General features: G+C 61.7%; 11 protein-coding genes and 1 pseudogene. 8 read left to right on the top strand and 4 right to left on the bottom strand.

The genetic code is table 11. The annotated features are described in order from the left end of the window. Positions 1-50 precede the first annotated feature (50 nt). Positions 51-5,141, top strand: coding sequence for a helicase-like domain-containing protein (locus AKG12_RS26155; RefSeq protein WP_046797633.1), 5,091 nt, complete (start codon positions 51-53; stop codon positions 5,139-5,141). 132 nt (positions 5,142-5,273) lie between these two features. On the opposite strand, the gene AKG12_RS26150 is transcribed toward AKG12_RS26155, so the two are convergent. Further along, on the bottom strand, positions 5,274-5,456 hold the full coding sequence (locus tag AKG12_RS26150) for a hypothetical protein (RefSeq protein ID WP_170986376.1): 183 nt from the start codon (positions 5,454-5,456) through the stop codon (positions 5,274-5,276). Between the two features lie 631 nt (positions 5,457-6,087). On the opposite strand from AKG12_RS26150, the gene AKG12_RS26145 reads away from it, so the two are divergent. The 5 genes from AKG12_RS26145 (at position 6,088) to AKG12_RS26125 (ending at position 11,215) form a co-directional block, all read left to right on the top strand. Next, the gene (locus tag AKG12_RS26145; RefSeq protein WP_046797631.1) at positions 6,088-7,845 is read left to right on the top strand and encodes a ParB/RepB/Spo0J family partition protein; all 1,758 of its coding nucleotides are present in this window, start codon (positions 6,088-6,090) and stop codon (positions 7,843-7,845) included. Continuing rightward, positions 7,842-8,735: a DUF7007 domain-containing protein gene (locus tag AKG12_RS26140; protein ID WP_046797630.1), complete on the top strand. Its 894-nt coding sequence runs from the start codon at positions 7,842-7,844 to the stop codon at positions 8,733-8,735. Before AKG12_RS26145 ends, AKG12_RS26140 begins: the two co-directional genes overlap by 4 nt. After that, a complete protein-coding gene (locus AKG12_RS26135; RefSeq protein WP_046797629.1) occupies positions 8,732-9,043 on the top strand; it encodes a hypothetical protein in 312 nt (103 codons plus the stop codon). The genes AKG12_RS26140 and AKG12_RS26135 overlap by 4 nt, the downstream gene beginning before the upstream one ends. Before the next feature lie 385 nt (positions 9,044-9,428). Then, positions 9,429-10,016, top strand: a complete 588-nt coding sequence (locus AKG12_RS26130; protein WP_046797649.1) for a hypothetical protein — start codon at positions 9,429-9,431, stop codon at positions 10,014-10,016. Positions 10,017-10,291: 275 nt separating this feature from the next. After that, complete coding sequence (locus AKG12_RS26125; protein WP_046797628.1) at positions 10,292-11,215, top strand: ArdC family protein; 924 nt, start codon at positions 10,292-10,294, stop codon at positions 11,213-11,215. A 3-nt stretch (positions 11,216-11,218) separates the two neighbouring features. On the opposite strand, the gene AKG12_RS30835 is transcribed toward AKG12_RS26125, so the two are convergent. Further along, complete coding sequence (locus AKG12_RS30835; protein WP_170253620.1) at positions 11,219-11,392, bottom strand: hypothetical protein; 174 nt, start codon at positions 11,390-11,392, stop codon at positions 11,219-11,221. Between the two features lie 488 nt (positions 11,393-11,880). Here AKG12_RS30835 and AKG12_RS26120 point away from each other — a divergent pair. Further along, a pseudogene (locus AKG12_RS26120) lies at positions 11,881-12,030 on the top strand (DUF736 family protein); the annotation flags it as partial. Positions 12,031-12,204: 174 nt separating this feature from the next. Beyond that, entirely contained in the window at positions 12,205-14,646 is a 2,442-nt protein-coding gene (locus AKG12_RS26115) for a TOTE conflict system archaeo-eukaryotic primase domain-containing protein (RefSeq protein ID WP_046797627.1), read from the top strand. Between the two features lie 36 nt (positions 14,647-14,682). Here the strand turns inward: AKG12_RS26115 and AKG12_RS26110 are convergent, their stop codons facing one another. Then, positions 14,683-14,982, bottom strand: coding sequence for a DUF736 domain-containing protein (locus AKG12_RS26110; RefSeq protein ID WP_046797789.1), 300 nt, complete (start codon positions 14,980-14,982; stop codon positions 14,683-14,685). Between the two features lie 155 nt (positions 14,983-15,137). Next, positions 15,138-15,335, bottom strand: a 198-nt coding sequence (locus tag AKG12_RS30925; protein WP_047525792.1) for a hypothetical protein, incomplete at its 5' end; no start/stop codon positions are given.

Genomic DNA, 15,335 nt, shown 5'->3' with positions numbered 1-15,335 from the left:
TTCTCCGTGGCCGAGCGATGGCGCTCGCCCTCATTTCAAGGAGCTTTCCCATGAGCAACGATCCCTTCACGCTCGACATGTTCGGCTCGAATGTGCTTGTCGCCGGCCTCGGACTTGGTGTGACAGCGTTCGGCGGGTTTTCGTCTAATGCCGCCAATGATGACGATCCGGATCCCCTGCCGCCAGCACCTGCTCCTGCCGTCCCCGTCGCTACCACGCCCGTCCGGCGCGCAAGGCTTCGGGCAAACTTCTATCTGGACGGCGACCGCAAGCTGGCGTCCTCCTGGAAAGATCGCGCCCGCGCCAATGTCGCCGCGATCCTCATCGCCGACGGCATTGCCAAGCAGGACCGGCCGGCGACGCCAAAAGAACAGGCGCAGTTGATCCGTTTCACCGGCTTCGGCGCCGGCGAACTGGCCAATGGCATGTTCCGTCGGCCGGGCGAGGTCGATTTCCGCCAGGGCTGGGACGATATTGGTTCTTTGCTGGAGACCTCGGTTTCCGAGTGCGACTACGCGTCGCTTGCCCGCTGCACCCAGTATGCGCATTTCACGCCGGAATTCATCATCAGGGCAATTTGGGCTGGGGTCCAAAAACTGGGCTGGCGCGGCGGCCGGGTGCTGGAACCTGGCATCGGCACGGGGCTCTTCCCTGCCCTGATGCCAGAGCCCTATCGTGACGCCGCCTATGTTACCGGGATCGAGCTCGATCCGGTCACCGCTCGCATCGCCCGCCTGCTTCAGCCGAAGGCGCGGATCATAAATGGCGACTTTGCCCGTACGGATCTGGCTCCGATCTACGATCTCGCCATCGGCAATCCGCCCTTCTCTGATCGCACCGTCCGCTCGGACCGCGTTTACCGATCGCTTGGCCTTCGTTTGCACGACTATTTCATCGCCCGGTCGATTGACCTGCTGAAGCCCGGCGCGCTCGCCGCCTTCGTCACATCGCATGGCACCATGGACAAGGCCGATACCACGGCACGGGAGCATATTGCGAAATCCGCCGACCTGATCGCAGCAATCCGCCTGCCCGAGGGCAGCTTCCGTCGCGACGCCGGCACGGACGTCGTCGTCGACATCCTCTTCTTCCGCAAGCGCAAGCCCGGAGAGCCGGAGGGAAATCAGCTGTGGCTCGATGTCGATGAGATCACGCCGGCCACCGACGACGAAGGCGCCATCAGGGTCAATCGCTGGTTTGGTCGGCATCCGGACCTCGTGCTCGGCACACACGCCCTGACCTCCGGCCCGTTCGGCGAGACCTACACATGCCGCCCACGCGATGGAGAGGATCTCGAAGCCGCCATTGCCACTGCCATCGAGCTTCTGCCGGCCGATCTCTATGACGGCGAACCGACACCGATCGATATTGATCTGGAGGAAGAACTCGGCGAAATCGTCGATCTGCAGCCGAAGTGCGGGACTGTTCGCGAGGGCAGCTTCTTCCTCGACCGGTCAAAGGGTCTGATGCAGATGCTCGACGGATCCACCGTGCCGGTCACCGTCCGTAAGGGGCGCTCAGGCGATGGGGTCCCGGAAAAGTACGTCCGGATCGTCTCAAAGCTGATCCCGATCCGCGATGCAGTGCGCGAGGTCCTGAAGGCGCAGGAAACCGATCGGCCATGGCGCGATCTCCAGGTGCGATTGCGCATCGCCTGGTCGAGCTTTGTGCGCGATTTCGGGCCGATCAACCACACAACAGTCTTGATCCAGGAAGATGCCGGGACCGGTGAGGTCAAGGAGACCCACCGCCAGCCGAACCTGGCTCCCTTCCGCGACGACCCGGATTGCTGGCTTGTGGCCTCAATCGAAGATTACGATCTGGAGACCGACACCGCGAAGCCCGGTGCGATTTTTTCCGAACGCGTGATTGCTCCGCCCGCGGCGCCGACGATCACGTCTCCTGCAGATGCGCTCGCCGTCGTTCTGAATGAACGAGGCCACGTCGATATCGACCATGTCGCTGAGCTGCTGCACAGCGATCCTGTGGCTGTGGTCGACGAACTGGGTGACGCCATCTTCCGTGATCCGGCCGATGGATCGTGGAAGACGGCAGACGGATATCTCTCAGGGGCCGTCCGCACAAAGCTCGCTGCCGCGCAGGCCGCAGCCGAGCTCGATCCGACGTATGAGCGCAACGTGCGCGCCTTGGCAGTCGTTCAGCCGGCAGACTTGCGCCCCTCCGACATTACCGCCCGTCTCGGCGCACCTTGGATCCCGGCCGCCGATGTCGTCGCCTTCGTCAGGCAAAAGATGGACGCAGATATCCGCATCCATCATATGCCGGAGCTTGGTTCATGGACAGTCGAGGCTCGTCAGCTCGGCTATAGCGCCGCTGGCACATCCGAATGGGGCACCAGCCGCCGGCATGCCGGCGAGCTGCTTGCCGATGCGCTCAACAGTCGAGTCCCGCAGATTTTCGACGTCTTCAAGGATGCCGATGGCGAACGCCGGGTGCTCAATGTTGTCGATACCGAAGCCGCGCGCGACAAGCTCCAAAGGATCAAGCAGGCATTCCAGGACTGGGTCTGGACCGATCCGGATCGAACCGACCGGCTGGCCCGCGACTACAATGACCGTTTCAACAACATCGCGCCGCGCATATTCGACGGCTCTCATCTGAAACTTCCCGGCGCCTCTGGCGCCTTTGTTCTTTATGGGCACCAGAAACGCGGCATCTGGCGGATCATTGCCGATGGCTCGACCTATCTCGCTCACGCCGTCGGCGCCGGCAAGACGATGACGATGGCGGCGGCCATCATGGAGCAGCGCCGGCTTGGACTGATCGCCAAGGCCATGCTGGTCGTGCCTGGCCATTGCCTGGCGCAGGCGGCGCGCGAGTTCTTAAGCCTCTATCCGAATGCCCGCATTCTCGTCGCTGACGAGACCAATTTCACCAAGGACAAGCGCGCCCGGTTTCTGTCGCGTGCGGCGACTGCAACGTGGGATGCGATCATCATCACGCATTCGGCGTTCCGCTTCATCGCGGTACCCTCTGCCTTCGAACAGGAGATGATCCAGGACGAGTTGCAGCTCTACGAAGACCTGATGGCCAAGGTCGACAGCGAGGACCGCGTTTCGCGCAAGCGCCTCGAGCGGCTGAAGGAAGGTCTTCAGGAGCGGCTCGAAGGCTTGGCGACCCGCAAGGACGACCTTCTGACCATCTCCGAGATCGGCGTCGATCAGATCGTCGTCGACGAGGCGCAGGAATTCCGCAAGCTCTCCTTCGCCACCAATATGTCGACGCTGAAGGGCATCGATCCGAATGGCTCGCAGCGCGCTTGGGATCTCTATGTCAAATCGCGCTACATCGAGACTCGGAACCCAGGCCGCGCGCTCGTGCTTGCCTCCGGCACGCCGATCACCAATACGCTTGGCGAGATGTTCTCCATCCAGCGCCTGCTCGGTCATGCGGCACTTTCTGAGCGCGGATTGCACGAGTTCGACGCCTGGGCCTCCTGCTTCGGCGACACGACCACCGAACTCGAAATCCAGCCATCGGGAAAATACAAGCCGGTCAGCCGCTTTGCTTCCTTCGTCAACGTGCCCGAGCTGATCGCCATGTTCCGCTCGTTTGCCGATGTGGTGATGCCGAATGACCTGCGGCAATACGTGAAGGTGCCCAACATCTCGACCGGCCGGCGGCAGATCATGACGGCCAAGCCGACGGCGCTGTTCAAGACCTATCAGCAGACCCTCGGCAGCAGGATCAAGGCGATCGAGCAGCGCGAGGGGCCCGCCAAGTCGGGCGACGACATTCTGTTGTCCGTCATCACTGATGGGCGCCATGCGGCGATCGACCTGCGCTTCGTCATGCCGGCGACCGACAACGAGGAGAACAACAAGCTCAATCTGCTCGTCCGCAATGCCTACGGGATCTGGAAGGATACCGGCGAGGCGATCTATCGACGCCCCGACGGCAAAGACTTCGATCTACCAGGGGCTGCGCAGATGATCTTCTCCGATCTCGGCACGATCAATGTCGAGAAGTCCCGCGGCTTCTCGGCCTATCGTTTTATCCGCGACGAGCTGGTCCGGCTCGGCGTGCCCGCCCCGCAAATCGCCTTCATGCAGGACTTCAAGAAGACCGAGGCCAAGCAGCGACTGTTCGGCGATGTCAGGGCCGGCAAGGTTCGTTTCCTGATCGGCTCGTCGGAAACTATGGGCACGGGCGTCAACGCCCAGCTTCGGTTGAAGGCGCTCCATCACCTGGATGTGCCTTGGCTGCCGTCGCAGATCGAGCAACGGGAAGGCCGGATCGTTCGCCAGGGCAACCAGCACGACGAGGTCGATATCTTCGCCTATGCGACGGAAGGCTCGTTGGATGCCAGCATGTGGCAGAACAATGAGCGCAAAGCCCGGTTCATTGCCGCGGCCCTGTCTGGCGACACCTCGATCAGGCGACTGGAGGATGTTGGTGAAGGGGCGGCCAACCAGTTCGCCATGGCGAAGGCGATCGCATCCGGCGATGAACGGTTGATGCAGAAGGCAGGCCTGGAAGCCGATATCGCACGGCTCGAACGGCTGCGGGCCGCCCACGAGGACGATCAATACGCCGTTCGCCGGCAGATGCGTGATGCAGAGCGCGAAATCGAGCTCTCGACCCGGCGGATTGAGGAAATCGGCCAGGACATCGCGCGGCTACAGTCGACCACAGGCGATGCCTTCACTATGACGGTGCTCGGTAAAGAACATGCCGAGCGCAAGGAGGCCGGTCGCGCGCTGATGAAGGAAATCCTCACGCTTCTACAGCTTCAGCATGAGGGCGATGTGCATCTTGCCACGATCGGCGGCTTCGATCTCGTCTATGAGGGTGAGAGGTTCGGCAAGGGTGGCAGCTATCGCTACGAGACGCTGCTCCAACGCACCGGAGCCGATTACGAGATCGACCTGGCGATCACGGTGACTCCGCTCGGCGCCATCTCACGGCTGGAGCACGGACTCGACGGCTTCGAGCAGGAACAGCTTCAGTATCGCCGGCGGTTGGAAGAGGCCGAGTGCCGGCTGGCCTCATACCGTTCGCGAGACGGAGGAGCGTTTGCGTTCGCTGACGACCTGAAACGGAAAAGGCGTGAACTACGTGACATCGAAACGCAGCTGGCGGCTGACCTCGGCAATGAGACCAACGCACTGGCCGCATAGCTGCATTGCACGATAAATGTTTTCCGATTGGTCAAAAATCAGGCATAAAGCCTACAGCTGATGCATATGGCGGTCTCCTCCCAGTTCCGCCGCCGCAGCTGTTCCCCTCTGGAGGTCAAAGATCTCCACACTTTATGGGCCGCGGGTTACTCCGTCGGCCCTTTTTTCTTGCACATTATCATCCAGAGATATCTCATTCTGGCCAGGCTGACGACCACGGTGCTGTTCTTCCTTGCGAGAAAAACTGTCGAGATAGCGCTCGCGCATCGTACACATGTCGATGTCGCCACTGATCCATGCATCCAGCAGAGCCATAAAGATTGGGTCCTCGTCGATCGGCGTACCACGGGACCTCGCGCGATCGATGGCGCGTTGTGCGATGGCCCTCCGGGTTGCAGGATCTGTATGCATCTTTCCTCGACTGGCACTCTTGGACGACGGCGACATTTATCAGCGAGTGTTCACGGTCGCGACTTGAATTTTCCTGCCATCAACAATATCTGAGCATCACTTCCCGTTCAGATGATGTCCTGCCGCCGCAATCGCTGTGGCTTTTGATGTCGTCCGGGATCAGAAAAAGGGCGCTCCCCTCGCGGGTCGAGCGCCCTTTTGCGTTTCGGTTTCCGGTCGAGGTTTTTCATGTCGTTCGCGCCTCGGCGTACGTGGACCGCTCTTCTAATGGAAAAATGGAACAGAAGGAGGAGGGAAAGAACCGGTCGCAGATCGGTCCTCCTGCCGACGCGTGCGCTCAACCGCCGCCTGCGCCATCCCGGCTACTCGTTCTTCGCAGGGCTGTCAGCCCCGCTCGTCCTTCGCAGCAGGGATGCTCGGCCGCAGTTGCGTCAGTCCGGCCGTTCGGCGGTCCGGGAGGTGTCTTCGAGAAAAATGAAGACAGGAAGGGCTGGCATGGCGCCGGTCCGGAACCCTCTAGACAAGGACAAATCCCATGCAGATCATCAAGGTTGACCCGCGCGCTTTGAAGGAAAACCCCGACCGAATGCGCCAGTCGAAGTCGTCGCCGCAGGCCGATGCGCTGATGCTGGCGACGATCAAGGCCGTCGGCATCGTTCAGCCGCCGGTGGTCGCTCCGGAAACGGATGGCGGAAATGGTTATATCATTGACGCCGGGCATCGTCGGGTGCGTCTCGCCATCGCGGCCGGTCTCGAAGAAATCGAAATACTCGTCGTTGATGCAGCCAACGACAATGGCGCGATGCGTTCCATGGTCGAGAACAGCGTCCGTGAAGCGCTCAATCCGGTAGACCAATGGCGAGGTATTGAACGCCTTGTTGCTCTCGGCTGGACCGAGGAAGCGATCGCCGTCGCTCTCGCTCTTCCTGTCCGCCAGATCCGTAAGCTGCGCCTGCTTGCCAATGTGCTGCCAGCTATGCTGGAGCAGATGGCGCTGGGTGACATGCCGTCCGAGCAGCAGTTGCGGGTGATCGCGGCGGCGGGCCAGGTCGACCAGAAGGAGGTCTGGAAGGCTAACCGCCCCAAGAAGGGTGACACCGCTGCCTGGTGGCAGATCGCCAATGCGCTGACGAAAAAGCGCATGTATGCCAGGGACGCGAGCTTCGGTGACGATCTGGCTCAGGCCTACGGCATCGAATGGGTGGAGGATCTCTTCGCACCGGCCGACGAGGACGGTCGCTACACCACCAATGTCGAAGGTTTTCTTGGCGCCCAGCACGAATGGATGACGAGCAACCTGCCGAAGCGCGGCGCGATCGTCGAGGTCAACAGCTGGGGCCAGCCGGAACTGCCGAAGAAGGGATCCCAAGTTTACGGCAAGCCGTCCAAGTCCGACCTTACGGCGCTCTACCTCGATCGTGACGGCAAGGTCCAGACGGTGCACTACCGCATGCCCGAGGCGGCGAAGCCGAAGGGTGCTGTTGGCGACGGATCGGTCACTGGCGGCGATGACACCGACGCAGTCGCCACGCCGAAAGCCCGGCCCGACGTCACGCAGAAGGGCCACGACATGATCGGCGATTTCCGCACTGATGCCCTGCACGATGCGCTCGGTCGCGCGCCGATCGAGGATGATATGCTGGTGGCGCTGATGGTCCTGGCGTTCGCCGGCCAGAATGTCCGCATCGACTCCGGCGCAGATGGCACCTTCTACGGCGGCAAGCGCTTCTCGCGTCATGCCGTCGGACTGTTTGACGAGCATGGCAAGCTCGCCTTCGATCAGGACACGCTTCGGGTCGCCGCCCGCTCGGTGCTGATCGACGTCCTCTCGTGCAGGCGGGGAATGTCGAACAGCGGCATGGTCGCGCGCATCGCCGGCGAGGCGATCGGCGCCGACGCGTTCCTGCCAAACATGGGCTCTGAAGAATTCCTCATGTGCCTGTCGCGGCAGGCACTGGAAGCCTCTTGCGCTGAGGCATCGGTCCAGCCGCGCCCGAAGGTCCGCGAGACGCGTACAGCGCTCGTCGAGCATTTCGCAACTAAGCACTTCGTGCATGCGTCGGCCCGCTTCGCGCCGCCGGCTGACGAACTGCTGGACTGGATCCGGGCAGGCGCCGCCACGGATGTCATTGACGCGGGGTCCCAAAATCACGGCGACAGCGATCTCGATGACCTATCAGTAGATCAGCCAGAACACGATACCGACGATGCGGTCGGTGGCGAGCCGCAGGATGCGGATTTGCCCGGTCATGATGATTATGATGAAGATGTCGATCTGAGGGATGCAGCATGACCGCCGCCCTCCAGTCGAACATTGCAAACTCCACCCCCGATCTTTCGGGGGTGGAGTTTGCCACCAGCGCAGACGGCCTGCCCCTGGCCCGCATCGGTGACCTGGTCCTTGCCATGGTCACATCACCCAGCGGCTTTGCTTTTGTTGCAAGCGCCGGTGCGATCCGTCGGCCACTCGCCGATCTGACGCGGGCAGAATTCATCGGGCATGACGGCCGGGTTGCCGATGAGGCCGAGTTCCGGGCGCGCGTTGCCGAGACTGCTGATCACAAACGCGATGTGGCCAAGCTGCACCGCGCGCAAACCCGCATGTCGGTAAGCACACCATGGGGCGGATCGCAGATGGCGGTCGTGTACGCAGTGGGCGTCGTCGCCCACATGACATCAGGGCATGGCGGCTTCCATCTGTCGACAGAGCGCAATGCCAAGGTCCATCCGCTGCTGCGGAAGGATATGCCCTGGTACGAGGAAGACTGCGAATGGGCGATCGTCGCGATCAGTTTCCCGGACCTGTTCACCGCCTACGAGCGGTCGATGGCAGAAAAGACCTTCCGCAATACCTGGCCCGACGTCTGGGAGACGATCCGCGGTTGCCCGCTTGCCGAGGGTGAGAGCTGGGCCAGGGATCGCCGGGCGTTCGGTCAACGCCATGCGGCGGACTACATCGCTATGTCGGCAATCTTGTCCGATCAGCGCCCCGGCATGACGGAGGTCGTGGCGAAGATCGGCGGAGGCCATATCCGCGGTGGTGAAGAACGCCGTTTTCTGGTGGCAAGCGACGAATATGCGGGGCGGGGGCGGTTCGGCTTCGTCATCGATCTCGCTCGCCACCCTGAATATGATGGCCCCTCCTCCTTCATTGGCTGGCGAAACCGGGGGGATGGGTCATGATCGACATCCGCCTCTTGAGGCCGCTGGCGAAAGCAATCGGCGCCCGGCGCGAGACCCAGCGGCATCTCGATTGTCTGACCCGTCAGATTGCGGCGCGCGCCGGAAGACAGGCGACCACGGTGAAGGTCCGGAGCCGCGTGCGGCGCCGGTCCAGTCCCCGTCCCCACTACCATGAGCTTGCGGACCGCTTTGCCTTCGAGCGCTGGGGCGAACTCGACACGCTCGTCTGCACGCTGGCGATGCAGGAGCAAGTCATCGGGGCGTTCCAGCATCGCGACTGCGAGCCTGTGCGGCATCCGGCGATATAGGAAGACCCGAGGCGAAAGGACCAGGCGATGTCCTTACCCGGCTTCGACGTCATCGTCATTGGGGGCTTGGCCATGTCTATCGCTTGCCTTGGGATTGATATCGGACCCGTGCCGGACTGCCCTTCTTGTTCGCTGCGGTCTGAACCGGCGGCCGGTCGTTTCAAGGCCGCTGTCGCGCCGCGGGGCGGCCGATCCAGCCTCTCTGCGCGAGGGCAGGCTCGCGAGGTCTGCTCAGGTCAAGACCTGCTGGCCCGCAACCCTGCCCTGCTGGCTCAGCCGGATCGAACCTGTGAAGCCGCCCGTCCCTTGCCGGTTCCTGGTCGTCCGCATCGAAGGGCAGACCGGCACGGGCCGGAACCGCTTCGCAACCAAGGAAGGAACAGACATGGCCAAGCCCTCTACCCCCAACCGCTCCAACGCCAGGTCGTCGCAACTCCGTAAGGGCGCAACCCTCGAAATGGTCCGCCTCTCCTGCCCCGACGCCACCCAGGCGTCCAAGATCGCGACAAGCTTCGGCACGGCAGTCGTCGACAGCGATGGCATCCGCAGCCTTCACGAGCGGCTGATCGTCGAGACCGCCGAAAGCCTGTCCGAAGGCCTCGGCGAGAAGGCGATGCAGATCCACCTCCAGCGCATCGTCGGGGCCTTTGTCGGATCCGCGCATGGCGCCGGGCAATTCTACTCCCGCGCCGTCACAGAGGCGCGCGACGCAACGGCCAAGGCGTCCAACGATGCCCGCGACGAGGATCTCGATGGTCCGGTCGGCTATGACAGCGCTGCCCAGCGCAAGCGGGAGTTCGCGGCCGACATGGGTGTCCAATCGCACGCGCTGCGCATGGCAGCCGAGGGCGCCGTCGCGGCTTACGAACAGGTCATCGGCGAGACCTGGAAACCTTTCGACCGGCCGGTCGAAAATCCGGGCGCATCGCTCGACCGCAAAGCGGCCGAAGCTCAGTTGGCCGCTTTCGTATAACACATTGGCGGGGTCGCACCCCGCTCTTTCTTCATGTTCCGAGGCTGGCGCTCGTGGGCGCCGGCCTTTTCCATCTCGAGAAGAAAGGCTGAAGACGCGCCTATTGCGGCCCGTCCCGCTCGGCGGTCCTGCAGGAGCCGGGCGCCCATGCAACGGCTTTGCCGTCCTCCACGCTGTTACGGCCGTTCCGGTGCATGGCCGCGCCATCGGCCCCTGACTTCGGACCTCCGTGACGGACCGCGACAGGCGCGGTCCTGGGAAAAGGAGAAGAACTCATGACAAAGAAATCGGAATCGGACCGTGCGGATATCTACACGCGGATCACTGATCGGATCGTTGAAGATCTCGAACAGGGCGTGCGCCCCTGGATGAAACCATGGAGCGCCGCCAACACGCATAGTCGCATCAGCCGACCGATGCGCCACAACGGCCTGCCCTATTCCGGCATGAACGTGCTGCTCCTGTGGTCGGAGCAGGTATCGCGGGGCTTCTCCTCCTCGATGTGGATGACCTTCAAACAGGCGCTCGAGCTGGGTGGGGCCGTGCGGAAAGGCGAAACGGGCTCGACCGTCGTCTTTGCCAGCCGCTTCACAAAGTCGGTAGCCGACGGAAACGGCAATGATGTTGATCGGGAAATTCCGTTCCTGAAGGCATATTCTGTGTTCAATATCGAGCAGATCGACGGTTTGCCCGACACCTATCATGCCCCGCCGGCCAAGATCCGGGATCCTGTCGAGCGAATAGAGCGCGCCGATCTCTTCTTCCGCAACACCGGCGCCGTGATCCGGCACGGTGGCAATCAGGCCTATTATTCACCGGTCATGGACTTTATCCAGATGCCGCCCTTCGAAGCGTTTCGCGATGCTGCCGGCCACGCGGCTGTCCTCAGCCATGAGGCGACCCATTGGACGGCGGCGGAACATCGCGTCGGACGAGATCTATCGCGCTATGCGAAGGACCGGACGGAGCGCGCGCGCGAAGAACTCATTGCCGAGCTCGGGAGCTGCTTTCTCTGCGCCGATCTCGGCATCGCGCCGGAGCTCGAGCCGCGGCCGGATCATGCGTCCTATCTTCAGTCGTGGCTATCGGTGCTGGCCAACGACAAGCGGGCGATCTTCCAGGCGGCAGCCCATGCGCAGCGCGCCGTGAGTTTCCTGCATTCCTTGCAGCCGGAAGCGGATGTGAAGGCTGCCGCCTGACGCTCAGGCGCGGTCGTCACCACCAGTGGCGGCCCCCTGTTCCATGTTCCGTTGGTCCTTCAGACCTTGTGCGATGTCAGCATCCAGCCTTCCCCAGATTGACGGTTTTTGAGCGTCGGGTTTGGGTTTGCGGGTCGGTCTACGTTCGACGATGAACGGCTTGGTCTGCTGGCGCATTGATCCTCCGGGCTGCGATTCGCGAATGCAACGATATCTCACTGGGAGATCGGGCAAGCGAGCCAATGTTTGCACGAACTTGTGTCCCGACTGAATCAGCAACGACGGTCGAAGCGGGGGATGGCGCAAGATGCCATTCGTGCCCAGGCGAGAGCGGCGGAACACCATTGCCATATCCCTTCACGCTAGAGTTTCCGGCAACCCATCTGCGGGCTCGATGAGGCATGTCTGACCGGAGACCGGCTGCGCCTCGATCGTCTTCCCGCAACGGCATTCCGCAAATTTCTTACCCCGGAGCCAACCTACCCCACTCGACAAGTCGAGTGGGGACCCCAGCTAGGCTCCTCCTCTCCGACTAACAAATTTGCGACTTGCCGCCCTTCATTGCATTACGGCCCTATTGGGTGCGGTCCGATCGTCACCGGTCTTTGCGACAGCCATCGAGGCCGCGATGGGCGTGGCCCGAACATGAGAAAAGGAATACGACAATGGCAACCATCGGCACATTCACCTCCACCGAAAACGGCTTCACCGGCTCCATCCGCACGCTCGCCCTTAACGTCAAGGCCCGCATCGCCCGGGTCGAAAACCCCTCCGACAAGGGCCCGCAGTTCCGCGTCTACGCCGGCAGCGTCGATTATGCTTAGACGGTGATTATGCGGAGTGCCGGTCGCTGAAGGCTGTATTTGCCGATGATTTCGGCGGATCCTGCTCCGCATAATCCCGGAGGCGGTGATGGATAGTGCGTCTTAAAATAGGGACGCGTTTGGCCTATGCTGATACCCACGATCAGTTAGGCGAAAGCTGCAAAGTTGGCGGAAAAGAATGATGCTTGGGAGAACATTGCTCGCATTCGACGGCGGTTAGCCGAACTGAGTGACGAGCAGATGGCGCTTGAGCGTGAGCTGGAAGCATTTAAGCAGCAGCTGATTTCCGATAGCCAGGCCCACGCAGATAAGCCGGTCTTCGCAGATGCTCCTGTGACAAACAGCTCACCGTCAGTGGAAAAGGTGCAGTTGTTCCGGCAGCTGTTTGCCGGACGTCCCGACGTCTTTCCGGTTGGCTGGAACAACAAGAAGGACGGACGCTCCGGCTATTCACCGGCCTGTTCTAATGAGTGGGCGAAAGGAATCTGCGGCAAGCCGAAGGTGAAATGTGGGGACTGCCCGCATCAGGCGTTCATCCCATATTCCGAGGATATCATCGAAAAGCACCTTCGTGGCGGAGATGCCCGTTCAAGTGACTTTGTTGCCGGCGTATATCCATTGCTGCAGGACGAGACATGCTGGTTCCTTGCTGCTGACTTCGACAAGGAAAGCTGGGTAGACGACACCAGAGCTCTGCTGGCCACTTGCCGTGCAAAAGGAATTTCCGCTGCCCTCGAACGGTCGAGGTCTGGAAACGGTGGCCATGTCTGGATATTCTTCTCCGAACCCGTTCCCGCAAAGATCGCACGACAACTTGGTGCCGCGCTAATAACGGAGACGATGGAAAACCGTCCTGAGATCGGCTTCACGTCTTACGACCGTTTCTTCCCCAACCAGGACACGATGCCACTTGGCGGCTTCGGCAATCTGATCGCGCTTCCTCTGCAAAGGAAAGCCCGTGAAAATGGCAACAGCGTTTTTGTCGATGGCGACCTACGACCTTACGATGACCAGTGGGCATACCTGTCGTCTTTGCCCAGGTTATCGGCGGACGAAGTCTTCAGGATTGCCGACGAAGCCGAATTGTCGGGGCGGGTCTTGGGCGTCCGTATGCCAGTCGATGACGAACATGCCGATGAGCCGTGGAAGATGTTGCCGTCACGTCGTAGCGAGCCGCGGCGAATTGAGGCTGCGATCCCGCAAAGCATCAAGGTCGTGATCGCTGATCAGGTTTACATTGATAGGACCGAGCTTCCGTCCGCGCTGATTGCGCAGTTCGTGCGCCTGGCAGCATTCCAGAACCCGGAATTCTATCGTGCGCAAGCAATGCGATTGCCGACATTCGGCAAGCCGCGGATCATCTCCTGTGCCGAGCTTCATCCACGCCATGTCGCGCTGCCACGAGGCTGCTTCGACGAAGCAATTGAGCTCATTAAGAGCCATGGCACGACGGCCATTCTGGAGGATCACCGCGAGGACGGAGACGCGCTACCCGTCGGCGTCTCGTTCCTAGGGGAACTGCGACGGCCACAATCGCGGGCCTTTGATGCTCTTGTCGTCGACGATAACGGCGTGCTCGCCGCCACGACCGCCTTCGGCAAAACAGTTGTCGCAGCTGCACTCATTGCACATCGAAGCCGCAACACGCTTGTTCTTGTTCACCGCAGGGAGCTTCTCACCCAGTGGGTTGAGCGTCTGAGTTCCTTCTTGAGCATCGACCCAAAGCAGATCGGCACTATCGGTGGCGGGAAAAGGAAGCCGACAGGGATCATTGATGTAGCGCTGATCCAAAGCCTGGTTAGGAATGGCGAGGTCGATGACATCGTCGGCAATTACGGTCATCTGATTGTCGACGAGTGCCACCATCTGTCCGCTGCAAGTTTTGAACTTGTCGCTCGCAGATCGAAGGCGCGATATGTCGTCGGGCTGTCAGCGACGGTCGCCCGAAAAGACGGACATCATCCGATTATCTTCATGCAATGCGGGCCCGTTCGCCATCGGGTCGATGCGAGAGTTCAAGCTGCCGAGCGTGGCATTCGCCACCGTGCCCGCGACCGTTCGACGAAGTTTGAGTTGCCAGCGTCGCTCGTCTCGGCAGAGCGCCCGTCAATGCCAGCGATCTATGCGGCCCTTGCGCAGGACCAAGGCCGAAATGACCTGATATTCGATGACGTGCTGAAATCCCTCGAGGCAAAACGTTCGCCCATCCTTCTTACGGAGCGGAAGGATCACCTCGATTATCTGCAGCAGAAGTTCTCGCCGTTCGTGAAAAATCTGGTGGTGCTGCGCGGTGGCATGTCGGCGAAGGATCGCAAGCAAGCCAACACGGCGTTGAATGTCGCAGACGATGATGAGCGTCTGATACTTGCGATAGGGCGCTATATCGGGGAAGGCTTCGATGACGCCCGGCTCGACACGTTGTTCCTGACCATGCCGATCGCCTGGAAGGGAACTCTGGCGCAGTATGTCGGCCGTCTGCATCGCCAGCATGATGGCAAGCGGGACGTCCTGGTCGTCGATTATGTCGACAGCACCGTTCCGGTGCTGGCCCGGATGGCCGCAAAGCGACGATTGGGTTATCGCGCGCTGGGCTATGTGATCGAATGAGGGCGCCCCGCTTTGAGCGGAGCGCCGTGGTTCTGGTCAGCGAGACCAGATGAGCTTGTGCTCGCCCTTGTCGCCCTGGACGAGGGAGGCGTAGACGGGCGCCGTGAAGGACGGATCGTCGAGCTTGAGCGAGAGGTATTCGGCGCCCGTTTCGCGGGCGGTCCGGCTCCAGCCTGCTCCGAACTCGACACCCGTTGCTGTGACCCGGAAGTCCGGGGCGCGATCGTTGTCGCGGTCGCAGGGCTTGATGGATGCCTTGACGTTGAGGGTGAGGGTCTTGATGGTCCCTGCATAGGTGCCGGTTTCGTCGCGGGTGAAGGTGCCGATCTGAGCCATTGTCGTATCTCCTGAGGTTGTTCGAAGCCGCCCGATGCGGCCTCGATGGCGGTCGAGAGGCGACGGATTGGACGGACTGCATCCGCAGGACCGCAGCATCAGCGAAGGACGGCGGCAGCCGAGCTTGTTGGCTCGCGAGGAATGACCGCTTGCGGTCAGGGGAAGAAGGTCGGCGGAGCCGTTGCAGGCCAGGGCCGGTCCGGTGCCAGACCAGCCCCAAAGAGAGGCCGTATGGGGGGCTTTCGCGCCGTCAGCAGAATGACGTGATTGATCGGCGCCGTCTCATCCGCATGATTAGCCGCCGCCTGGGCCATCATCCCTCCCGTCGACCCGGCCGCCATCTCCCTGGCGCA

Origin of the sequence: Agrobacterium sp. SUL3, from assembly GCF_001263295.1 — a bacterium.
Taxonomy (GTDB): domain Bacteria; phylum Pseudomonadota; class Alphaproteobacteria; order Rhizobiales; family Rhizobiaceae; genus Agrobacterium; species Agrobacterium tomkonis.
The sequence above is the reverse complement of the archived record's forward strand: the minus strand, read 5'-3'. Positions and strand labels throughout refer to the sequence as shown.